At 71.6% G+C, this 20,225-nt stretch carries 20 protein-coding genes; 15 read left to right on the plus strand and 5 right to left on the minus strand.

What is annotated here, in order from left to right:
• Positions 1 to 4: 4 nt before the first annotated feature.
• Together ACYQ1K_RS11685 and pcaDC are read left to right on the plus strand one after the other, a co-directional pair.
• A complete protein-coding gene (locus ACYQ1K_RS11685) occupies positions 5 to 1,225 on the plus strand; it encodes a lyase family protein (RefSeq protein ID WP_459983156.1) in 1,221 nt (406 codons plus the stop codon).
• Positions 1,226 to 1,228: 3 nt separating this feature from the next.
• A complete protein-coding gene (gene pcaDC / locus ACYQ1K_RS11690) occupies positions 1,229 to 2,410 on the plus strand; it encodes a bifunctional 3-oxoadipate enol-lactonase/4-carboxymuconolactone decarboxylase PcaDC (RefSeq protein ID WP_459983157.1) in 1,182 nt (393 codons plus the stop codon).
• A gap of 12 nt (positions 2,411 to 2,422) precedes the next feature.
• Here the strand turns inward: pcaDC and ACYQ1K_RS11695 are convergent, their stop codons facing one another.
• From ACYQ1K_RS11695 to ACYQ1K_RS11705, 3 genes are all read right to left on the minus strand, one after another.
• On the minus strand, positions 2,423 to 3,598 hold the full coding sequence (locus tag ACYQ1K_RS11695; RefSeq protein WP_459983158.1) for a 4-hydroxybenzoate 3-monooxygenase: 1,176 nt from the start codon (positions 3,596 to 3,598) through the stop codon (positions 2,423 to 2,425).
• A 163-nt stretch (positions 3,599 to 3,761) separates the two neighbouring features.
• Positions 3,762 to 4,832 (minus strand): S-adenosylmethionine:tRNA ribosyltransferase-isomerase, encoded by a 1,071-nt coding sequence (locus tag ACYQ1K_RS11700; protein WP_459983159.1) that lies wholly within the window; start codon positions 4,830 to 4,832, stop codon positions 3,762 to 3,764.
• Positions 4,829 to 5,539, minus strand: a complete 711-nt coding sequence (locus ACYQ1K_RS11705) for an SDR family NAD(P)-dependent oxidoreductase (protein ID WP_459983160.1) — start codon at positions 5,537 to 5,539, stop codon at positions 4,829 to 4,831. Before ACYQ1K_RS11705 ends, ACYQ1K_RS11700 begins: the two co-directional genes overlap by 4 nt.
• A gap of 59 nt (positions 5,540 to 5,598) precedes the next feature.
• On the opposite strand from ACYQ1K_RS11705, the gene soxR reads away from it, so the two are divergent.
• Both soxR and dtd read left to right on the plus strand, forming a co-directional pair.
• A complete protein-coding gene (gene soxR, locus ACYQ1K_RS11710; RefSeq protein ID WP_459983161.1) occupies positions 5,599 to 6,081 on the plus strand; it encodes a redox-sensitive transcriptional activator SoxR in 483 nt (160 codons plus the stop codon).
• Positions 6,082 to 6,114: 33 nt separating this feature from the next.
• Positions 6,115 to 6,552: a D-aminoacyl-tRNA deacylase gene (gene dtd / locus ACYQ1K_RS11715; RefSeq protein WP_459983162.1), complete on the plus strand. Its 438-nt coding sequence runs from the start codon at positions 6,115 to 6,117 to the stop codon at positions 6,550 to 6,552.
• Between the two features lie 13 nt (positions 6,553 to 6,565).
• Here dtd and ACYQ1K_RS11720 read toward each other — a convergent pair whose 3' ends face one another.
• Positions 6,566 to 7,537, minus strand: a complete 972-nt coding sequence (locus ACYQ1K_RS11720) for a L,D-transpeptidase (protein ID WP_459983200.1) — start codon at positions 7,535 to 7,537, stop codon at positions 6,566 to 6,568.
• A 219-nt stretch (positions 7,538 to 7,756) separates the two neighbouring features.
• Positions 7,757 to 9,256 (minus strand): APC family permease, encoded by a 1,500-nt coding sequence (locus tag ACYQ1K_RS11725; protein WP_459983163.1) that lies wholly within the window; start codon positions 9,254 to 9,256, stop codon positions 7,757 to 7,759.
• 107 nt (positions 9,257 to 9,363) lie between these two features.
• Here ACYQ1K_RS11725 and ACYQ1K_RS11730 point away from each other — a divergent pair, with 107 nt between their 5' ends.
• The 11 genes from ACYQ1K_RS11730 to ACYQ1K_RS11780 all read left to right on the plus strand — a co-directional run bounded on the left by ACYQ1K_RS11730 (position 9,364) and on the right by ACYQ1K_RS11780 (position 20,209).
• Complete coding sequence (locus tag ACYQ1K_RS11730) at positions 9,364 to 10,143, plus strand: FadR/GntR family transcriptional regulator (RefSeq protein WP_459983164.1); 780 nt, start codon at positions 9,364 to 9,366, stop codon at positions 10,141 to 10,143.
• Positions 10,140 to 10,880 (plus strand): cache domain-containing protein, encoded by a 741-nt coding sequence (locus tag ACYQ1K_RS11735; protein ID WP_459983165.1) that lies wholly within the window; start codon positions 10,140 to 10,142, stop codon positions 10,878 to 10,880. Before ACYQ1K_RS11730 ends, ACYQ1K_RS11735 begins: the two co-directional genes overlap by 4 nt.
• Before the next feature lie 99 nt (positions 10,881 to 10,979).
• The gene (locus ACYQ1K_RS11740; protein WP_459983166.1) at positions 10,980 to 12,194 is read left to right on the plus strand and encodes a cytochrome P450; all 1,215 of its coding nucleotides are present in this window, start codon (positions 10,980 to 10,982) and stop codon (positions 12,192 to 12,194) included.
• A gap of 39 nt (positions 12,195 to 12,233) precedes the next feature.
• Entirely contained in the window at positions 12,234 to 12,422 is a 189-nt protein-coding gene (locus tag ACYQ1K_RS11745; RefSeq protein ID WP_459983167.1) for a ferredoxin, read from the plus strand.
• Between the two features lies 1 nt (position 12,423).
• The gene (locus ACYQ1K_RS11750) at positions 12,424 to 13,665 is read left to right on the plus strand and encodes an NAD(P)/FAD-dependent oxidoreductase (RefSeq protein ID WP_459983168.1); all 1,242 of its coding nucleotides are present in this window, start codon (positions 12,424 to 12,426) and stop codon (positions 13,663 to 13,665) included.
• Positions 13,666 to 13,715: 50 nt separating this feature from the next.
• Entirely contained in the window at positions 13,716 to 15,098 is a 1,383-nt protein-coding gene (locus ACYQ1K_RS11755) for a glutamine synthetase family protein (protein WP_459983169.1), read from the plus strand.
• Positions 15,095 to 15,793: a substrate-binding periplasmic protein gene (locus tag ACYQ1K_RS11760; RefSeq protein WP_459983170.1), complete on the plus strand. Its 699-nt coding sequence runs from the start codon at positions 15,095 to 15,097 to the stop codon at positions 15,791 to 15,793. The genes ACYQ1K_RS11755 and ACYQ1K_RS11760 overlap by 4 nt, the downstream gene beginning before the upstream one ends.
• Positions 15,793 to 16,500 (plus strand): gamma-glutamyl-gamma-aminobutyrate hydrolase family protein, encoded by a 708-nt coding sequence (locus ACYQ1K_RS11765; RefSeq protein WP_459983171.1) that lies wholly within the window; start codon positions 15,793 to 15,795, stop codon positions 16,498 to 16,500. The genes ACYQ1K_RS11760 and ACYQ1K_RS11765 overlap by 1 nt, the downstream gene beginning before the upstream one ends.
• A 25-nt stretch (positions 16,501 to 16,525) precedes the next feature.
• A complete protein-coding gene (locus tag ACYQ1K_RS11770) occupies positions 16,526 to 17,896 on the plus strand; it encodes an NAD-dependent succinate-semialdehyde dehydrogenase (RefSeq protein WP_459983172.1) in 1,371 nt (456 codons plus the stop codon).
• A 5-nt stretch (positions 17,897 to 17,901) separates the two neighbouring features.
• On the plus strand, positions 17,902 to 18,720 hold the full coding sequence (locus ACYQ1K_RS11775; protein ID WP_459983173.1) for a gamma-glutamyl-gamma-aminobutyrate hydrolase family protein: 819 nt from the start codon (positions 17,902 to 17,904) through the stop codon (positions 18,718 to 18,720).
• Positions 18,721 to 18,748: 28 nt separating this feature from the next.
• Entirely contained in the window at positions 18,749 to 20,209 is a 1,461-nt protein-coding gene (locus ACYQ1K_RS11780; RefSeq protein ID WP_459983174.1) for a helix-turn-helix domain-containing protein, read from the plus strand.
• The last annotated feature ends 16 nt before the right edge of the window (positions 20,210 to 20,225 follow it).

Consider the following 20,225-nt stretch of genomic DNA (forward strand, 5'->3'; position numbering starts at 1 on the left):
GACCATGGCTGACCTGCTCTGGCCCGGCGACGACCGTGCCGGGGATGTCTTCACCGACGACGCGTTCCTGGACGCGATGGTGGCCGTCGAGCAGGCGTGGATCGACGCGCTCGTCGAAGCGGGCATCGCACCGGAGCCGGTCTCGCTGGGCGGCACCGTGGGCGCGGAGGACCTTGGTGAGCTCGCCGTGGGCGCGGAGGCCGGCGGCAACCCGGTCATCGGCCTGGTGGCGCTGCTGCGGGAGCGCACCGGGGCGAGGTGGGTCCACCGAGGGCTCACCTCCCAAGACGTCCTCGACACGGCGCTCGTGCTGTGCCTGCGCGATGCGGTCGCCCAGGTGCGGCAGGGACTGCGGCGGCAGGCCGTCGCGCTGGCCGGGCCGACCGGCCCGGTGCGGGAGCATCGAGGCACCGTCATGGCAGGCCGCACGCTGACCCAGCACGCCGTCCCGATCACCTTCGGGCTCAAGGCGGCCACCTGGCTGCACGGCATCGCTGCCGCCGCCGACAGGCTCGACCGGTGCCCGCCCTTCCCGGTCCAGATCGGGGGCGCCGCCGGCACGCTCGCCGCGCCGGCCGCGCTCGCGGGTGGTCCCTCGGTCGCGCGGGCGCTGGGAGTCGACACGGCCGAGCGGCTCGGCCTGGCGGTCAGCGTGCCCTGGCACACCGAGCGCTCGCTGCTGACGGAGTACGCCGACGCCTTGGTCGGCTGTGCTGACGCCTGGGGTCGCATCGCCTCCGATGTCGCCCTGCTGTCGCGTCCCGAGATCGCCGAGCTCCGCGAGGCCGCGGGCGGCGGGTCCTCGACGATGCCCGGCAAGGCGAACCCGGTGCTGTCGGTGCTGCTGCGGCGGCACGCCCTCGCCGCCCCTGGGCTGGCCGCGACGCTGCACACCGCCGCGGCGACGTACGTCGACGAGAGGCCCGACGGCGCCTGGCATGCGGAGTGGGACACGCTGCGCACCCTGGCCCGGCGCAGCGTCGTCGCCGCGTCGCAGGCGGCCGATCTCCTCGAGGGGCTGGCGGTCGATGCCGATGCGATGGCCGCCCGCGCCGCCGCGGCCGACGAGACGCTCCGCGCCGAGCAGCGCAGCATGAGCCCGTCTTCGGGGTCGTCGCGGGGCTCAGCGGACTCGGCGGAGGCCGACCCGGCGTACCTCGGTGCGACCGACCTGCTCATCGACGCCGCCCTCGAACAGGCCGCGCACGTGTGGAAGGACCTCTAGGTCATGTCCTCGCTGGATCTCACCCTCGTCAGCCTCGCCGGCAGTGACCGGCTGCCGCCGCTCGTCGTCGGACCCTCGCTCGGCGCCGCCGTCACCGCCCTATGGGGCGGGTGTGCGAAGCGGCTCGGCGACCGGTTCCACGTCGTCGGGTGGGAGCTGCCCGGCCATGGACAGGGCGCGCCGGCGACCGCGTCGTACACGATCGCGGACCTCGCCGCCGCCGTGCTCGCCGCGGTCGAGCGCACCCTCGGCGGCGGGACGTTCGCCTACGCGGGGGATTCACTCGGGGGAGCGGTCGGCCTGCAGCTCGCTCTGGATGCGCCCGATCGACTCACCGGCGTCGCGGTGGCCTGCACCGGTGCGCGGATCGGCACGCCCGAGGGCTGGCACGAACGGGCCGCGCTGGTCCGCGCCTCCGGCACGCCGGTGATGGTGGAGGGCTCGGCCAAGCGCTGGTTTGCCGCAGGCTTCCTCGACCGCCATCCCGACGTCGGCACCAGGTTGCTCTCGTCGCTGCAGGAGGCGGACAAGGAGAGCTACGCCCTGGCGTGCGAAGCGCTCGCCGGCTTCGACGTCCGGGACCAGCTCCCCTCGATCGCAGTTCCGCTGCTGGCCATCGGCGGCAGCGACGACGAGCCGACTCCGGCTGCTCTGCTGGCCGCCGACGCGTCCGCGGTGCCGGGCGGCCGGTTCGTCCAGCTCGACGGCGTCGCTCACCTCGCCCCGGCGGAGGCGCCGAACACCGTCGCGACGTTGCTGGTCGACTTCTTCCGTGGTGGCAGCGACCAGGTGCCCAGCGACCAGGTGCCCGGTGACGAGGTGCACAGTGCCGGGATGGCCGTGCGCCGAGCCGTGCTCGGGGACGCCCACGTCGACCGTGCGGTCGCCGGCACGACCGAGGTGACCCGCGACTTCCAGGACCTCATCACCCGCTATGCGTGGGGGACGATCTGGACCCGGCCGGGACTCGCGCGGCGGGACCGTTCCATCGCCGTCCTCACCGCCCTCGTCGCCGGGCGGCACTTCGAGGAGCTGGAGTTCCACCTCCGTGCCGCGCTCACGAACGGGCTCACGCGGGAGGAGATCATCGAGGTGCTCCTGCAGTCGGCGATCTACGTCGGCGTCCCCGCCGCCAACACCGCCTTCGCCGTCGCCAACCGGGTGCTGGGAGAGTCGGGCTCCTGACCGATCGCCAGGTCAGTGCCCGATCGCGAGACCGGCGTAGTTCTCGGCGAGACCGGCCGCTCCGGCCTGGCTCGAGGTCACCCAGCGCAGCTGCGAGAGCTGCAGCTGGGCGTCGAAGGGATCGTCGGACGTGTGCAGCATCGACGTCATCCACCAGGAGAAGTGCTCACAGCGCCAGACGCGCCGCAGGGCGGTCTCCGAGTAGGCGTCGGCGAGCGCGCTGTCGCGCTTGCGGAGGAGCTGCGTGAGAGCCGGCGCGAGGAGGGCGACGTCGGCGATGGCGAGGTTGAGCCCCTTCGCGCCCGTCGGAGGCACGATGTGGGCGGCGTCGCCGGCGAGGAAGAGGCGTCCGTGCCGCATCGGCTCGGACACGAAGCTGCGCATCGGCAGCACGCTCTTCTCCGTGATGGGCCCTGACGTGAGGTGCCACCCGTCCTGGCCGTGACCGAGCCGGGTCGCCAGCCCGTCCCAGATCCGGTCGTCGGACCACTCGGCCACGTCGGTGCCGTTCGGGACCTGGAGGTAGAACCGGCTGACCTCGGCCGACCGCATCGAGTGCAGCGCGAATCCGTCGGGGTGCCAGGCATAGATCAGCTCGTCGGTCGAGGGCGCGACGTCGGCAAGGATGCCGAGCCACGAGTAGGGGTAGACCCGCTCCCACGTCGCTCGCACGGCGTCCGGAACGGCGGCGCGGCTGACACCGAAGGAGCCGTCGCAGCCGACCACCACGTCGGCGTCGATCCGCTGCGCGGTGCCGTCGGGGTCGACATACGTCACCGACGGGTGGTCGGTCTCGAGGTCGTGCAGCGCGGTGTCGGAGACGCCGTACATGACCTGGCGGCCCGCCGCCTCCGAGGCGGCGACGAGGTCCGCCTGCACCTGTGTCTGGCCGTAGACCCACACGCTGCGACCGACCAGGTCGACGAAGTCCAGGTGGTGGCGCTCGTGCGGCCACTGCAGGTAGATCCCGCGGTGCTCATCGCCGTGCGCGTCGATCCCCGCCCCCAGTCCGACCGATCGGAGCAGCTCGACGCTGGAGTGCTCGAGGATGCCGGCGCGGATGCGGGCGGCGACGTACTCCTGCGTCCGCGTCTCGACGACGATGCTCTCGACCCCGTCCTGAGCCAGGAGGTGGGCGAGCAGCAGTCCGGCCGGACCGGCTCCGACGATGGCGACCTCAGTACGCATGCTGCATTCCTACGGGTCGGCGCCCGTGACCGTCCACGGGGTGCTTCCGCCGAGCGGAAGCCTCGACATCGCGGGTATCAGCGTCACTGCGGGCTGGTGGGAACGTCAGACGAATCGTGGAAGCGGTTGCTCCAACCGTCTGACGTCCCGGGTGGGTGGGCCCTCACGGCAGCAGCAGGGCCGCGTCACCGAACTCGTGCCACAGATAGCCGGCCTCGATGGCGGCGTCGTAGGCCCGCTGCGTGAGCTCGCGTCCGGCGACGGCCTCGACGAGCAGGAGATGCGAGGCATGCGGGTCGTGCCAGCCGGTGATGAGCCCGTCCACGACGACCGGCGGCTGCTTCGGCGTGAGGACGCGCTCGGTCCATCCGCGGCCGGCCGCGACGGTGGTGCCTCGACGGCCGCGGCGAAGGACGGCGGACTCGAGCGCACGCGTGGCGGTCGTGCCGACGGCCACGACTCGTCCGCCCGCGCGCTTGGTCTCGCGCACGAGCCGTGCTGTCGTGGCGGTGACCTCGAACCACTCCGGCGCCGGTGCCTCCCCGGCCTCCTGCGAGGAGACGCCCGTGTGGAGCGTGACGGGCGCGATCTGGACTCCGTGCCCGACCAGCTCGGCCACGAGTGAGGCGGTGAACGGTCGCGCGGCGGACGGCATCTCGGCGCTGCCCGGCCGGTGACCGAAGACCGTCTGGTAGGCCTCGAGGGGATAGCGGCGGTCGAGGTAGCCGTAGGCGATCGGGCGGCCGTGGGCCTGCAGCTCACCGGTCACGTCTCCGGTGACGGTCGCGCGCCACAGCCGGTTGCCGTGACCGGTCGGCGACGAGGCGCCTGCCGGGTACGGCGCGGTCAAGGTGAGGCGCAGGCCGGCGGCTGTCACCACGTCGCCCTCGGCGGCATCGAGCACGGAGCGGTGCGCGTCGGGCGCTGTGCGCAGCTCGACCGCCCACGCACCGCCCGGCAGGCGTTGCGCCAGGTGCAGCACGATGGCACCGCGTCCGACGAGCGTCGCGTCGAGCTGGCGTGCCTCGGTGGCGGAGTCGTTGACGATCAGCAGGTCTCCCGGTGCAAGGTGGTCGGCCAGGTCACGGAAGCGGGTGTGGACGATGCCGCGCCGACTCGCGACGAGGAGCCGCACCTCGTCACGGGCATAGCCACGCCACTCGGCCGGTGCCGGCGCGGTCGTCTCGTCGGGGGAGGAGAAGTGGACGCCCGACGTCTCAGCAAGAAGCGTCATCGGGTGGCCTCGGCAGCCGCCAGGGCGGGCTCGTCGCTCACCCGGTAGCGCCCTGATGGCCGGTCGCCGGTGATCACCTCGAGCAGCTGCGGCACCACGGTCTCCGGCAGGGGCCGGTCGGAGATGTCCTCGCCCGGGAACGCACGTTGATGCATGGCCGTTCGAAGGTCGCCCGGGTCGACGGCGTACGCACGCAGGTCGTTCTCCACCCCGATGGTGAGGATGAGATGGTCGAGGGCGGCCTTGCCGACGGCGTACGCGCCCCATGTCGGGTAGTGCTCGACCGCCGCGTCGCTCGAGATGCCCACCAGCGCGCCGCCGCTCTCGCGCAACGTCGGCAGGAGCCGTCGGGTGAGCCCGAGCGGGGCGAGGACGTTGGTCGCGAGCACGTCGTCCAGCACCTCCGGCTCGACCTCCGCCAGCGGAAGCATCGGACCAAGCTCGCTCGCGTTGTGGACGAGCAGGTCCAGGCGCCCGAGCCTCGTCACGGCTTCGACGATGTCCTGTTGGTGAACGGGATCGCGCACGTCGCCGGGGAGCGCGGTGACCTGTGGGAGGCCAGTGGTGGCCGCCGTCAGCGCGTCGGGGTGGCGGCCGTCGGTGACGACGTGCCATCCGCGATCGGTGAGCGCATGGACGAGTGCGCGTCCGAGCCCGGCGGATCCGCCGGTCACGACCGCGACAGGGCTGTCGTTGTTTGCTGTCATGTCTTCAGTGTTCAAGTTAAAGTGAACTTGAGGTCAAGCGGGAGGGAAGGATTTTGCCGATGGACGCCCAGGACCTTCTGGCCATGTCGGAGGTGGCCCGCCGTAGTGGCTTCGCGGCGTCGGCGCTGCGCTACTACGAGAGTCAGGGCCTCATCAGCGCGCACCGCTCACCCGGCGGGCGGCGCATGTTCGAGAGAAGCGTGCTGCGTCGGCTCGCGTTCATTCGCGCGGCCAGCAACGTGGGACTGTCCCTGGAGGAGATCCGTGAGGAGCTCGCCGGGCTGCCCGCCGAGCGCACACCCACGAAGTCGGACTGGCGCCGGATCTCGAGGCACTGGCGGGTCCGGCTCGACGAGCGGATCGCCGCCCTCGAGCGCCTCCGCGACGGGCTCGACTCCTGCATCGGGTGCGGGTGTCTCTCGCTCAAGCAGTGCGCCATCTCCAACCCCGGTGACGTCGCCGGCATCAGCGGTGGCGCGGGCGCCGCCTACCTGCCACGACTGCTGCGCGACACCGGCGAGGGCACGCGCATGCAAGGGTAGGCGCGTCGTCGCTCCCTCCGGAAAGGTCACCTCGTGCGCGCGGTCGTTCAACGAGCCCTCCGAGCATCGGTCACCGTTGACGGCGTAGCCGTCGGCCGGCTCGACGAGCCCGGCCTGGTGGTGCTCCTCGGCGTCACCCATGACGACGGGCCATCAGATGTCGCCTGGATGGCGCGCAAGATCTGGGGTCTGCGGATTCTGCGCGAGGAGCAGTCGTGTGCCGACACTGGTGCACCGCTGCTCGTGGTCAGCCAGTTCACCTTGTACGGCGACGCGCGGAAGGGCCGGCGTCCGACCTGGCAGGCGGCCGCGCCGGGACCTGTCTCGGAGCCGCTCTACGAGGCATTGTGTGGCGAGCTGCGGTCTCTGGGCGCCACCGTGGCGCAGGGGCGTTTCGGCGAGGACATGCAGATCTCACTCGTCAACGACGGCCCCGTGACGGTGATCCTCGACTCGCCCCGCCCGACGTGACAGCAAGGGATGCTCAGGCCGAGGTGGTGATCTCCTTCATCCCGCTGCCGGCCAGCCACTGCGCCCACGAGAGGTCGTAGGCGGCGTACCCGTTGTCGCCGGCGGCCTTGCCTCGCGGTGATCCGCTGATCGTGACGGGGTCGCCCTGCTTGACGACGCGGTAGAACCACTGGGCGTCGGCGTTCGAGAGATGCACGCAGCCATGCGACCCATAGCTGTGCCCGGGCGAGGGGTCCGCGTCGGAGTAGTGCAGGAAGGTGCCCGACCAGGTGATCCGCACGTCCCAGGGCAGCACGAGGTCGTAGTAGTTGGGGTCGCTCTTCTTGCAGGCGATCCCGACGCTGCAGGAGGTCATGCGGACGGTGCGCGACTTGTTGACGACGGCCATCGTCCCGTCCCACGACGGCCAGTCGGGGCTGCCGGCGTCGCTGGGCATCGTGCGCAGGACCTTCCCGTTGCTGGTGACGACCGTCTTGTGCTCACGCACGTAGACGTGGGTGCGGACGTCCGCCCCGATCGTGAAGGTGCGTGTGTAGCTGTGCGTGCCGTACCGCCCGTTGCCGTCGCCGACGTGGTTCCAGCTCGCCATCATCGACACGGTGGTCCCGGGCGTCCAGTACGTCTTCGGTCGGAAGTCGACGCGCCGAGGACCGAACCAGTGCCAGGCCCCCGTGACGGGGACCGACGTGGTGAGTCTGATGTGCTGCTCCAGCTCCCGATGGGCAGACGCGTCGACGGGGTGGGAGAAGACGATCGAGATGGGCATGGCCACGCCCACCGTCGATCCGCTGAGCGGCGCGATGCTGTCGACCTGGAGCGGCGGTCCCGTCGGGACGTGCTTCGTCGGCTTCGCCGTGTGGGTGGCCGCCGGTGAGGAGCCCATTGTGCCGGGGGCGGACGAGCCGGATGGTGCCGGTCCGTCTGCCGAGCGGGACCCTGGACCCGTCCCCGAGCAGCCCGCGACGAGCATGAGCAGCGCCGTCATCACTGCCACGCCTGCTCCGCGGAGGCCCCACGTCTCCTTCATCTCGAGCTCGCGTCCGTCCTCGCCTCGTCGCCGTCCGTGACCGGGTCCGGTCGAACCCAGCCTCCATTGAACCCAGCGCACTCAAATGTGCAGACATGACGACGCAGGTGCCTGATGCACACCGGGGCCGACCTGCGACGCAGGCCGACCCCGGTTGGCTCGGACGAGAGCGATGACCTACTGGACCACTTCCGGCTCACGGAGGTCGGGAGCAGGCCGCGGCGCCCGCGAGGGGATGGCGTCGTCGAACGGCGCGTTGCTGCGGCCATAGCTGCGGTGCAGGACCATGTAGACGATCCCGAGGCCGACGACCACGGCGGCGGAGAGCAGCACGAGGTAGTTGTCGTACCAGGCGGCGTCGGGGGTGCGCGGCCAGGCCATGTTGACCATGGCGCCGACGCCGTACACGAGGGCGGCGACGTTGACGGGCAGGCCCCACTTGCCGAGGCGGTAGGCGCCGGACGGCTCCCAGCCCTTGAGGCGCGCGCGGAGCGCGGCGAACACGACCATCTGGAAGCCGAGGTAGATGCCGAAGGCCGCGAAGCTGACGATCTTGGTGACCGCGTCGGTGCTGACGCGGGAGAGCAGCACGATGAGGGCGGGCACGACGCCGGCGAGGATGAGGGCGTACGGCGGGACGGCCCGCGAGGGGGAGAACCGCTTGAACAGCGACGAGCCGAAGATCATGTCGTCGCGGCCGTAGGAGTAGGCCAGCCGACTGGCCGCCGCCTGCAGCGACATCGCGCAGGACAGGAACGAGATCAGCACGACGCAGAGGACGATCCGCGAGCCCACAGTGCCGAAGGCGTCCACGAGGACGGTGTTGATCGGGTCGGGGTCGCTTCCGTCGATGACGGCGCCGATGTTGGCGAGCGACATCGTGAAGGCCAGGCACACGAAGGTGGCCGCGGCGCCGCCGATGTAGATGGTGCGGCGCATCGCCTTGGGGATGAGGCGGCCCGGGTTCGGGACCTCCTCGGCGACGTCGCCGCAGGCCTCGAAGCCGTAGTACTGGTAGATGCCGATGAGGCTCGCCGCCATGAACGCCGACACATAGCTGCCGTGGCCGGCACCGAAGCTGTCGAAGATGACGCCCACGCCGTGGTGGCGGTGCGCGATGATCAGCCAGCCGCCCACGACGAGGGCGCCGAGGATCTCGGCGGTGAAGCCGATGATGGCGGCCATCGCGAGGACGCGGGTGCCGAGGAAGTTGATGATGGTGGCCAGCAGGATCGTGCCGAGGCCGCACACGATGACGGTGTTCGTGCTCGCCTCGATGCCGAGGACGGGAGCCACGTAGAAGCCGGCCGTGTAGGTGACCGACGCGATCGTCGTGAGCAGTGCGAGCAGATAGACCCAGCCGGTCATCCAGGCCCACTTCTTGCCCCACAGGCGCCGGGCCCAGGGGTAGACGCCGCCGGCGACCGGGAACTGCGCGACGACCTCACTGAAGACGAGCGCCACGAGGAGCTGGCCGACGCCGACGATGACCAGGCTCCAGATCATCGGCGGACCGGCGAGCGCGAGCGACACGGCGAAGACGGTGTAGATGCCGACGACCGGCGAGAGGTAGGTGAAGCCCAGCGAGAAGTTCGCCCACGGGCTCATGTCGCGTCGGAACTCCGACGTGTAGCCCAGTGACGCCAGATGCGCGTCATCGTGGTCGGAGTGGTGCATGTGTTCCTCCGGGTGTGAGCAAGGTCAAAGCGACTGGGACGGAAACCTACATACCTAGAGGTTTATGTCACAAGACCTGGCGCCAGAAATCTCCAGGTGTGCTTACCTTGTCCCGCGCATTCGTCTTCGAGGAGGCCGTCATCGACAACGTCGCTCTCATCGCGCCCCTGGCCTCGGCCGGCCGCGCCGAGGAGCTCGCGGCGCGCCTGACCGAGGCGATCCACCTCGGTCTGATCGCGGACGGCGAGCAGCTCCCGCCTGAGGTGGAGTTCGCGCACCAGCTGGGCGTCGCCCCGATGACGCTGCGTGAGTCGATCTCGACCCTGCGGGACCGGGGCCTGGTCGAGACCCGGCGCGGACGCAACGGAGGCACGTTCATCAAGCGGTCCCTCGAGCCGCCTCCCGAGCCCGATCGCGAGCGGCTCGCCGCGATCAGCGTCGCCGCGCTGCGCGACCTGGCCGACGAGCAGGTGGCGATCACCGGGCTGTCGGCCCGGCTGGCTGCCGAGCGCGCCGCTCCGCGCAGCCTGCGCCGCATCATCGCGCTCGTCGACCACATCGGCGCGGCGGCGACCCGCGGTGCCCGGATCAAGGCCGACACTCGCTTCCACATCGAGGTCGCGATCGCGACTCGCTCCGAGCGTCTGGTGCGCCGTGAGGTCGCCCTCCAGGCCGAGATGGTGGGGATGTTGTGGCTCCCGCGGCTCTCGGACACCGAGGCGGAGGAGATCGTGACCGAGCACCACGAGATCGCCCAGGCCATCGCCGCGGAGGACGCGGAGGCGGCGCAGCATGCCGCCGAGAGGCACGTCCGGGCGAACCTGCGCCGGCTCACCACGGGCCACCTGCAGCTCATCGAGGACGACGCGAGGGAGACGGTTCGATGACGAACGCCGGCGAGCACGCGGTCGCGGAGGCATTCGGCGAGGTCGCGGATCGTGTGAACGGCTACATGACCGGATGGCTCGACTCGTTGGGAGAGGTGGCCGACGAGGTCGCGGCCGTCATCGAGCCGTCGGCCGTCGGCACGCTCGGCGAGGACAGCTTCATGGGCCTCGCGGACGGGTTCATCCGCCGCCTCGAGGGCGCCTCGGACATGCTCGGACTCGGCTTCCTGGTGGCCCCCGGCGTGATCCGGGACCGCGACCGCTATCTGCTCTGGTTCCAGAAGCGGGAGACCGGGATCCGCCGGCTCAAGCTCAACCTGGCCGCCGACGACCCGGACCTGTACGACTACCTCGACACCGACTGGTTCATCGCCACCGAGCGCCGGCGCGGGCCGGCGCTCTACGGCCCGTACGTCGACTATGCCGGCGCCGACTTCCTCATCCTGACCGTCGCCGTGCCGGTGCTCGTGGGGGATCGCTTCGTCGGTGCCGCGGGCGCCGACCTCGACCCCGACGTCGTTGAGGGCGCCCTCGTCGCCCGGCTGCGCGAGCTGCCGGGCGAGGCCGTGATCGTCGCCGAGGACCGGTCTGTCGTGGCGGCCGGATCGGCCCGCTGGATGCCGGGGGAGCGCCTCGCCGTCCATCCCGCGAGCGAGTCGCAGCGGTGGCTCGCCCAGGCGCCGCTGGCCGCTTGGACCGGGTGGACGCTCGCCGTGGCCGCTCCCGGTCGAGCCTGAGGGCGCGCGCCGACGACTGATTTCCGAGGACTTCTGCGAGAGCCCTTGACACTAAAAACCTAAGATTAGAGTATTTGGGTCATCCACCAAGGAGGCCTGATGACCACGATCACCTCGGAGACCGCGTCCGAGCTGGGACCGCGCCTGGCGGTCACCGACCCGTTGTTCTCGATCACCTCGGACGAGGTCAAGAGCATCCGCGAGCAGAGCTGGTATGCCTGGACCGAGTACGGGCTGGCCGTGCTGCGCTACGAGGAGGTCAGCCGTCTCCTCAAGCACCCCAAGCTCAAGCAGGGCAGCGCCGCGTGGCCGGCCCACAACGGCGTCGTCGAGGGTCCGTTCGCGGCCTGGTTCGACTCCTGGGTCCTCAACAAGGAGGGCGAGGAGCACCACCGCCTGCGCCGGCTGATGAACCCGGCCTTCTCCCACAAGCTCATCGGGGGCCTGGTCCCGCGCTTCCAGGCGCTGGCCGCCGAGCTGGTCGACGCCTTCGCCGACAAGGGGGAGTGCGACTTCACCGCCGAGTTCGCGGAGCCCTATGCCGCCCGCGTCATCGCGATCATGCTGGGCCTGCCCGAGGAGGAGTGGGAGATCATCGCCCGCGAGTCGGCGACCCTCGGCCTCGCCATGGGCGTGACCCTCAAGCAGGACCTGCCCCAGATCGAGAAGGCGCTCGAGCGCCTCTACGCCTATGCCGACGCGCTGATCACGGACCGCAAGCAGAGCCCCGGCGACGACTTCATGTCCGTCCTGGTCCGCGCGCAGCGCGACGACGACAGCCTCAGCGAGCAGGAGCTGCGCGACGCGATCGTGCTGCTGATCTTCGGCGGCTACGACACCACCCGCAACCAGCTCGGCCTGGCCATGCAGACGTTCATGCAGCACCCCGACCAGTGGGACCTGCTCGCCTCCGACCCGTCCCTGGGCGGCAAGGCGGTCGAGGAGGTCATGCGGGTCAACCCCACCGTGCGCTGGGTGACCCGCGAGGCCAAGGAGACCTTCGAGTTCGCCGACCTGACGATCGAGGCCGGCACCACGATCCACCTCTACAGCGAGTCGGCCGGCACGGATCCGCGCGTCTTCGGTGAGCCGTCGTTCGACATCACCGCCGAGCGCCGGCCGCACTACGGCTTCGGTGGCGGCGCCCACCACTGCCTCGGGCACTTCGTCGCTCGCAGCGACATGAGCGAGGCCCTGCCGCTCCTGGCGCGACGCCTGCGCGACCCTCGGCCGCTCCCGGGCGACACGTGGTTGCCCGACTCGGGCAACACCGGCCCCATCACCCTGCCGATCAGCTTCACCCCCGCCCCCTGACGCTCGACCCTGACGCCCGACCCTGGGAAGGAGAGACCCATGAAGATCACCGTGGACATGGCCCGCTGCGAGGACCACGGCCAGTGCGCGATCGCCGCGCCGGTCGCGTTCCGGATGAACGACGACGGCCGCCTCGAGTTCGACGGCGAGGTGGACGACGCCTACGCCGACGAGATCGAGGAGGCGGCCGACGTCTGCCCGGTCCAGGCCATCCTGATCGGCGCCTGAGATGACGGGCGGCCACGTGGTCGTGGTGGGGGCCTCCCTCGGCGGCCTCCGCGTCGCCGAGCAGCTTCGTGCCGCCGGCCACGCCGGACCGGTCACCGTCGTCGGCGAGGAGCCCTGGCTGCCCTACAACCGGCCCCCGCTCTCCAAGGAGATCCTCGCCGACGAGGGCGACGACGACCCCGAGCGGCTGCACGCGCGGCTGGCCTTCCGGCGGCGTACGTCGGTCGCCGATGTGGACTTCCGGCTCGGCCGCCGTGCGGTCGCCGCGGACCTCGAGGCACGCACGGTCACCCTCGACGACGGCACGGTCCTGGCCTGGGACGGCCTCGCCGTCGCGACCGGCCTGCGCGCCAGGCGCCTGCCGGTGCCCGGTCCTCAACAGGGCCGCCACGTCGTGCGCACCCTCGCCGACGCGTGCGGCCTCCGGGCCGCGGTGCGCGAGCACCGTCGCGAGCACAGGGCGGCCGTCGTCATCGGCGGCGGCTTCGTCGGCTGTGAGACAGCCGCCTCGCTGCACAGGCTCGGCCTCGACGTGACCGTCGTCTTCCCCGAGCAGGTCGCCTTCGAGCGTGTGCTCGGCGTCGAGCTGGGCGGCGCGATCCAGCACCACCTCGAGCGGGCCGGCATCCGGTTCGCGAGCGGTGCCGGCATCGCGGCGTACGCCGGAGACAGCCGTGCCACCGACGTCACCGGCGTGATGCTGGCCGACGGCACGACGCTGCCCGCCGGTCTGGTCGTCGAGGCCATCGGGTCGCAGTGCAACACCGAGTGGCTGGAGGGGAACGGCCTCGACCTCAGCGACGGCGTGCTCACCGACAACGACCTCCGCGTCGTCGGCGCGGAGCGCGTCGTGGCGGTCGGCGACGTCGCCCGCTTCCCCAACCCGCTCTTCGACGAGACGCCGCGACGGGTGGAGCACTGGTCGATGCCGACCGACACCGCCAAGCGCGCCGCGGCGGCCCTCGTGGCCGACCTCGACGGGAGAGCCGGTCCCGACGAGCCGTTCACCCCGACCCCGTCGTTCTGGAGCGATCTCCTCGACCTGCGGCTGCAGGCCTACGGCTCGCCGGCCCTCGGCACCGAGGTCGAGGTCGAGGAGGGCGACCTGGACCGCCTCGCCGATGGCGCCGTCGTCAGCTACCTGCGCGACGGCCGCCTCGTCGGCACCGTCGCGGTCAACCTCGCCCCGGCACGCCTCCGGACCCTCCGCGAGCGGTTCGTCGCGCCCGCCCTGACCCACTGACGCCCACTGACGTCCCTGACGCCCACCGACCACCCACCCGAGGAGCCACCATGCCCACCGCACTCGAGCAGCACCGCGAGCTCAACTCCCGACCGGGAGCGCTCGACGCCATCAAGCAGGCCATCGCCGACAACGGGGTGGAGTACATCTACTACCAGGCCGTGACCATCACCGGCCGCGTCGTCGGCAAGGTCGTCCCGGCCGCGCACGTGGACCGGATCGCCGTGCGCGGCGTCAACCAGCACCGCACCGCGATCGCCAACCTGCAGACCGACCGCAGCGGCAAGCTCCTCGGCGGCGGCACGGAGGCGGCGGAGTACACCGCGGTCCCGGACCTCGACACCTTCGCCGTGCTCCCGTGGGACACCAAGGTCGCGCGCTTCTTCTGCCGCCTCTACGAGCCCGACCACCGGCCCGAGAAGGCCGGCGCCGCGCTCGCCACCGACGCCCGCGGCCTGCTGCAGCGCGTGCACGAGGAGTTCACGGTCCGCACCGGTCTCGAGCTGCGCACGGGCACCGAGCCGGAGATGACGTGGGAGGGCCCGGGTCTCGAGGCGCAGTTCCGGCCCGACTCCAGCCCGGCGTACCACATCGAGCACCTCGAGCGTTACCGCGAGATCTACCAGCGCGTGATCACCTACGCCCGTGCGCTCGGGCTCGACATGATCGAGGGCGACTACGAGGACGGCGGCCAGCTCGAGCTCAACTGGATGTTCGACCACGCGAACCTGACGGCCGACCGGCTGGTCACCTACCGCCAGATCTGCAAGCAGGTGGCGCGCGAGCTCGGCATCGAGTGCAGCTTCATGCCGAAGCCGGGCACCGGCTACATGGGCAACGGCTGCCACCACAACTTCAGCCTGTGGCGCGACGGCGTCAACGTGCTCGAGGAGGCCGGCCGCCCCGAGCTGCACCTGACCCAGGAGGGCCAGCACGCCCTCGGGGGCCTGCTCACCCACACGCCCGGCGCGATGCTGATCATGGGCCCGACGGTGAACTCCTACAAGCGCTACTGGGACGCCGGCCAGTTCGCGCCCTCGCGCATCGACTGGGGTCTGGACAACAAGACCTGCACGGTCCGGCTCTCGGCGAACGGCCGCCTCGAATACAAGCTGCCCGACGCCTCGGTCAACCCCTACCTCTCGCACGCGGTGATGGTCGCGGCGATCGACGACGGCCTGAAGAACGCCATCACGCCCGGTGAGCCCACGGTCGGCTCGAGCTACCTCTCCACCGCGCCGGAGCTCTTCGGCAAGCTGCCGCTCAGCCTCGGCGAGGCGATCGAGGCGTTCAAGGCGGACGGCTACCTGCGCGAGTCGCTCGGTGCGGAGCTCTCCGACCTCATCGTCGAGTACAAGACCGACGAGTGGGCCCGCTTCAACAGCGCCGTCACGACCTGGGAGCGCGACCTCTACTGGGCGGACCTCCCGTGAGCGCAGCTCTCAGGCTCGCCTGCATCGACGCCGACGCGCCGCCGCTGTTCGGCCTCGCCGACGCCTCCGGCTCCAGGTCCGGCTTCGAGCCGGCGCTGGCCGAGCTCCTCGGCGACGAGCTCGACGTGAGGATCGAGTGGGCGATCATGCCGTGGGGCGACATGCTCCCAGCGGTGCGCCGCCACGACGTCGACGCCGTGCTCTGTGGCCAGGGGATCATCCCCGCGCGCCTCGAGCAGGTCGACTTCACCGCGCCGTACGGGATCTTCCACGAGGGCGTGCTGTGCCGCCGCGGCGAGGCGGTCGGTGACCCCTCGGGCCTCGTCGGCAAGCGGATCGCGGCGATCGCCGGCTCCGCCAACGAACGGCTCGCCCACTCGTTCGAGGGGGCCGTCGTGGTGCCCTTCCCCGGTGAGTCCGGCGACGTGTACGGCGACATGCTGGCCGCCCTCCGTGAGGGCGAGGTGTTCGGCGTGGTCGACGACGACGTGGTCTTCGTGCCGCTCGGCGACAGCGACCCGACCTTCGAGCTCGGCTTCGTCGTCAGGACCAACAACCCGTGGGGCATCGGCGTCGCCAAGGACAACCCGCAGCTGCTGGCGACCCTCGACACCGCCCTCGAGCGCGTGATCGCCGACGGCCGTCACCGCAAGGTGTGGGAGGCCTGGCTGCCGACGTTGGACTACCCGTTCTGATGCGTCCGCTGATCGCGATCCCCGGCCGCCGCAGCGCCGGCGTCCAGGTGCTGCGCTTCTCCGGCACCATCGTCGCGGAGGCGCTGTGCGAGGGCGTGTGGGCCGCCGGCGGCGAGCCGCTGGTGATGCACGGGCCCGACGCCGACCCGGCGGCCGAGCTGACCGAACGGCTCGCCCGCTTCGACGGCGTGCTGATGCCCGGTGGCGGCGACATGGAGCCCGCGCGCTACGGCCAGGCGCCGGTGGTGCAGACCGAGACGCCCGTGCCGCACGACGACGACCTCGACTTCGGCGTCGTCGCGGCGGTGCTCGAGCTCGGCGTGCCGACGCTGGCCATCTGCCGCGGCATGCAGGTCGTCAACGTCGCGCTCGGCGGCACCCTGACACAGCACCTCGACACCGGTCCGGTCGAGCACCGCAACGCGATGCACGAGGTGGCCGTCGCCCCGGGCAGCCGGCTCCACGACGTCACCGGTCGTGACCGGATCACGGTGTCGTCGTACCATCACCAGGCCATCGACAGCCTCGGGGCGGCCCTGAGGGTCGTCGCCCGGGCCGACGACGGCTGCGTCGAGGCGATCGAGCACCCCGCCGGACTCCTGGGAGTCCAGTGGCACCCCGAGGACCTGCACGCGACCAACCCGACCGATGCCGTGCTCTTCGCCGATCTGGTGGAGCGTGCGGCCAAACACCGCGCCGACCGCTGAGCGGTCATCAACCAAGGAGACAGCAATGACGCTGACCCCGCCTTACCAGGTCACCGACCCCGCCAGCGGTCAGGTGCTCGACACCTACCCGTTCGCCACCGACGCCGAGGTCGAGGAGGCCGTGGCGGCCTCGACGGCGGCGTACGAGGAGTGGCGGGCCCGCCCGATCGAGGAGCGGGTCGCGATCGTCAAGCAGATCGCACGGCTCTTCGCCGAGCGCGCCGACGAACTCGGTGCTCTCATCACCACCGAGATGGGCAAGCGGCCGGAGGGCGCGTCGGGAGAGGCGGCGTTCTGCGCGGAGATCTTCGACTACTACGCCGACAACGGCCCGGACCTGCTCGCCGACGTGCCGCTCCCGGGCCACGAGGGCGGCCGGATCCAGAGCGTGCCGGTCGGACCGCTGCTCGGCGTCATGCCGTGGAACTACCCCTACTACCAGGTCGCCCGCTTCGCCGCGCCCAACCTCGTCGCGGGCAACACGGTGCTGCTCAAGCACGCCGAGAACTGCCCGACCTCCGCACTCGCCATCGCGCAGCTCTTCGCCGACGCCGGCGTGCCGGACGGCGTCTACCGCAACCTCTTCGCCACCCACGAGCAGGTCGCCTCGATGATCGCCGACCCGCGCGTGCGCGGTGTCTCGCTGACCGGCTCGGAGCGGGCCGGCACCGCCGTCGCCGAGGCGGCGGGCCGCCACCTGAAGAAGGTCGTCCTGGAGCTCGGCGGCTCCGACCCCTACATCGTGCTCGACACCGACGACGTCGAGGCGGCCGCCGACCTCGCCTGGTCGACGCGGATCTCCAACATGGGCCAGGCCTGCAACTCCAACAAGCGCATGATCGTCATGGAGGACGTCTACGACGACTTCGTGGCCGCGCTCGTCAAGCGGGCCGGGGCGATGACGCCGCGGACCGACGCCGACCTCGACACCGAGTTCTCGCCGATGGTCTCGCGCAAGGCCGCCGAGGGTCTGCTCGCCCAGGTGCAGGACGCGGTCGACAAGGGTGCCACCCTGCACGTCGGCGGGGAGCTGAAGGAGCACGCCTGGTTCAGCCCGGCGGTGCTGACCGACGTCCGGCCCGGGATGCGCGCCTACGGCGAGGAGCTCTTCGGCCCGGTCGCCGTCGTCTACAAGGTCTCCTCCGACGAGGAGGCGGTCGCGCTCGCCAACGACGTCGACTTCGGCCTCGGGGGCGCGGTCTTCTCCGCCGACGAGGAGCGGGCGATCCGCGTCGCCGAGCGCCTCGAGGTCGGGATGACCAACGTCAACACGCCGGCCGGCGAGGGCGCCGACGTGCCGTTCGGCGGCACCAAGCGCTCGGGCTTCGGCCGCGAGCTCGGCCCGCTCGGCATCGGCGAGTTCGTCAACAAGCGTCTCTTCTACGTCCAGAGGTGACGCCCGTGACCGACACGACCGACGTCTCCGCGGTCGTCACCCGCGCTGAGGTCGAGCCGGCCCAACCGCTGCCGCGTGAGGACGGCCGCCCGCACGTCGCCGTGCTGGTCTCGCTCAACTTCCCCGACATGACCGAGCCCGTGGCCGGGCTCGTCCGCCGGTTCACCCGCAACGCGCTCGCGGCGGTCACGGCCGCCGGGGCGTCGTACACGCTGGTCGACTCGTCCGTGCCCGCCGACCTCGACGCCGCCCGCACCGGCGGCGTCGAGGCCGATGCGCTGCTCGTCCTAGGCGGCGGGGACATCGCGGCCGCCTGCTACGGCGGCCCGGACGGCCCCGTCCCGAACTCCTACGGCATCGACGAGGCCGCGGACCGGGGGAGCATCGAGCTCATCGGTGTCTACGCCGCCGCGGACCGGCCCGTGCTCGGCATCTGCCGCGGGTCGCAGCTGATCAACGTCGCGTACGGCGGCACGATCCTGCCCGACATCGAGGACTACCGCCTGCACCGCGGAGGCCCGGGCGAGCCGATGTTCCTCGACGAGAAGGTCGAGGTCCTCGACGGGTCGCGCCTGGCAGGCATCGTCGGCGCCGGCCCGCTCGTCGTGCGGTCCGGCCACCATCAGGCGGTCGAGGTGGTCGGCGCCGATCTGGTCGTCGCCGCCCGTGCGCTCGACGGGATCGTCGAGGCCGTGGAGCACCCGACCCGATGGGTCCTCGGCGTCCAGTTCCACCCCGAGGACGACGACGGCGGTGACCGCGACCTGACGCTGCTGGTGCAGGCGATGCTCGACGCGGCGGCGGATGACGGGCAGGATCGCTGAGCCCGACACCCTGACCGAAGAGGAAAGCGTGGCCATCCCCACCGTCGCCAGCCTGTGCTCGGTGCTGGGCACCCATCTGGCCCCCGCCGAGGGGTTCTCGGCGACCGAGACGCCGATCAGCGCGGTGCACGTCTCGGAGCTGCCGGACCCGACGGCGTACGTCTCCGGTGGTGAGCTCCTGCTCACCACCGGACTGACGCTGCCGACGAACGAGATCGGCTGCGAGCAGTACGTCGCGCGGCTGGTCAATGCCGGGATCGCCGCGATCGGCATCGGCCTCGGGCCGGTCTACACCGAGCCTCCTGAGCCGTTGGCGTCGGCCTGCCGTGCGCTCGACCTCCCGCTGCTCGTCGTGCCGGTGCCGACACCGTTTCTCACCGTCACCAACGCCTACTGGTCGGCGCGGGCCCGCTCGGCCGAGCAGGATCTGCAGGACGCGGTGGCCTCGCACCGGACGCTGATCGACGCCGCCGCCGCGCCGGACCCCGCCGCGGAGGTGCTGCGCCGCCTCGCCCGCGTGCTCGGCGGATGGGCGGCGTCGCTCACGCCGAGCGGCGCGGTCGAGCAGATCCACCCCACCTCGCTGATGGAGCAGGCGGAGTCGCTCCAGGAGGAGGTCAGCCGGCTCCAGGTCGCCGGCGTCCACTCGGCGGCCTCCTTCGCCACCCACGGGCAGTACGTCGCCCTCTTCCCCCTCTCGGTCGAGGGTCACGTCAGCGGCTTCCTGGCGGTCGGCACGACCGACCAGCTCTCGCCGAGCCACCGTCGCGTGGTGCAGACCGCCGTGACGCTGCTGAGCATCGACGGCGTACGTCGCCAGCAGAGCGTGTCCGCCCGCGAGGCGACCAGCCGGTCGGTGGCGGCACTCGTCGACCTCGGCCTCGTCGATGCCGCCCGACAGCTCGCCGCGGTGATGGAGCTGCCCGTGCCAGGACGTGAAGGCCGGGTGCTCGTGGCGCGTGGTCGTGACAGCGACGCGATCAGCCAGGTCGTCGAGCGCTGGTGTCCCGATGTCCTTCCGCACCGGGTGGACCGCACGGAGGCCTGGTTCCTGCTCCCGCCGACGCACCCGCGGCTCGAGGAGCTGCGCCGTGCCCTCACGGACCGTGACCCGACCGCCACGGCGTCGATCTCCGAGCCGGTGCGGCTCGAGGACATCTCGCGGGTGCGAGCGCGGCTGACCGTCGTGGTGCGCGCGCAGCAGCCCGGCGACCTGCGGCTGGAGGACGAGCTCCTCGGGGGTGCGGCCGACCTTCCGGCGCGCATCGACCGGTTCCTCGACGAGCAAGGGGAGGCGGAGGTCGACGCCCTGGTGTCGTACCTGCGCCACCGCGGTCACTGGGAGCGAGCCGCGCGCGAGCTCGGGGTCCACCGCAACACGCTGCGCTACCGCCTCGACCGTGCTCGCGAGGCGCTCGGGGTCGATCTCGACGACCCCGACCAGGCCGCGATGCTCTGGCTGCTGCTGCGTCGACGAGGGGTCGCGTAGGCGGTTTCGGCACAAT

Source organism: Nocardioides sp. AN3 (assembly GCF_054653495.1).

What these genes read in the sequence shown, in the direction of transcription:
- ACYQ1K_RS11685 (WP_459983156.1), top strand. Translation starts at nt 5, where the DNA reads ATGGCTGACCTGCTCTGGCCCGGCGACGACCGTGCCGGGGATGTCTTC.
- pcaDC (WP_459983157.1), top strand. Translation starts at nt 1,229, where the DNA reads ATGTCCTCGCTGGATCTCACCCTCGTCAGCCTCGCCGGCAGTGACCGG.
- ACYQ1K_RS11695 (WP_459983158.1), bottom strand. Translation starts at nt 3,598, where the DNA reads ATGCGTACTGAGGTCGCCATCGTCGGAGCCGGTCCGGCCGGACTGCTG.
- ACYQ1K_RS11700 (WP_459983159.1), bottom strand. Translation starts at nt 4,832, where the DNA reads ATGACGCTTCTTGCTGAGACGTCGGGCGTCCACTTCTCCTCCCCCGAC.
- ACYQ1K_RS11705 (WP_459983160.1), bottom strand. Translation starts at nt 5,539, where the DNA reads ATGACAGCAAACAACGACAGCCCTGTCGCGGTCGTGACCGGCGGATCC.
- soxR (WP_459983161.1), top strand. Translation starts at nt 5,599, where the DNA reads ATGGACGCCCAGGACCTTCTGGCCATGTCGGAGGTGGCCCGCCGTAGT.
- ACYQ1K_RS11720 (WP_459983200.1), bottom strand. Translation starts at nt 7,537, where the DNA reads ATGACGGCGCTGCTCATGCTCGTCGCGGGCTGCTCGGGGACGGGTCCA.
- ACYQ1K_RS11725 (WP_459983163.1), bottom strand. Translation starts at nt 9,256, where the DNA reads ATGCACCACTCCGACCACGATGACGCGCATCTGGCGTCACTGGGCTAC.
- ACYQ1K_RS11735 (WP_459983165.1), top strand. Translation starts at nt 10,140, where the DNA reads ATGACGAACGCCGGCGAGCACGCGGTCGCGGAGGCATTCGGCGAGGTC.
- ACYQ1K_RS11740 (WP_459983166.1), top strand. Translation starts at nt 10,980, where the DNA reads ATGACCACGATCACCTCGGAGACCGCGTCCGAGCTGGGACCGCGCCTG.
- ACYQ1K_RS11745 (WP_459983167.1), top strand. Translation starts at nt 12,234, where the DNA reads ATGAAGATCACCGTGGACATGGCCCGCTGCGAGGACCACGGCCAGTGC.
- ACYQ1K_RS11750 (WP_459983168.1), top strand. Translation starts at nt 12,424, where the DNA reads ATGACGGGCGGCCACGTGGTCGTGGTGGGGGCCTCCCTCGGCGGCCTC.
- ACYQ1K_RS11755 (WP_459983169.1), top strand. Translation starts at nt 13,716, where the DNA reads ATGCCCACCGCACTCGAGCAGCACCGCGAGCTCAACTCCCGACCGGGA.
- ACYQ1K_RS11765 (WP_459983171.1), top strand. Translation starts at nt 15,793, where the DNA reads ATGCGTCCGCTGATCGCGATCCCCGGCCGCCGCAGCGCCGGCGTCCAG.
- ACYQ1K_RS11770 (WP_459983172.1), top strand. Translation starts at nt 16,526, where the DNA reads ATGACGCTGACCCCGCCTTACCAGGTCACCGACCCCGCCAGCGGTCAG.